Raw genomic sequence first — 210 nt, 5'->3', positions numbered from 1 at the left:
CGTCATCAGGAACTCGTTGTTCACCTGCTGCGCGGGTGCCGCGGACTCGCTGATGGCGTTGCCGGTGCCGTAGAGGATCCACTTGCCGCCGTAGTTCTCGAGCGGCTGCACCGCGTGCGCGTGGTGCTGGTAGACGAAGTCGAAGAGCCCGCTGTCGTGCAGCTGGTGTGCGAGTTCCATCTGACCGGGAGTGGGCTGCGACCAGTACTC

General features: G+C 64.8%; 1 protein-coding gene. It reads right to left on the bottom strand.

Annotation, left to right across the window (positions count from 1 at the left end; all coding sequences use genetic code 11):
- On the bottom strand, positions 1–210 hold a 210-nt coding region (locus CH42_RS14350; protein ID WP_162231097.1), incomplete at both ends, for a CapA family protein.

Origin of the sequence: Leucobacter musarum subsp. musarum (assembly GCF_001273845.1) — a bacterium.
GTDB classification, from domain to species: Bacteria; Actinomycetota; Actinomycetes; order Actinomycetales; family Microbacteriaceae; genus Leucobacter; species Leucobacter musarum.
The sequence above is the reverse complement of the archived record's forward strand: the minus strand, read 5'-3'. Positions and strand labels throughout refer to the sequence as shown.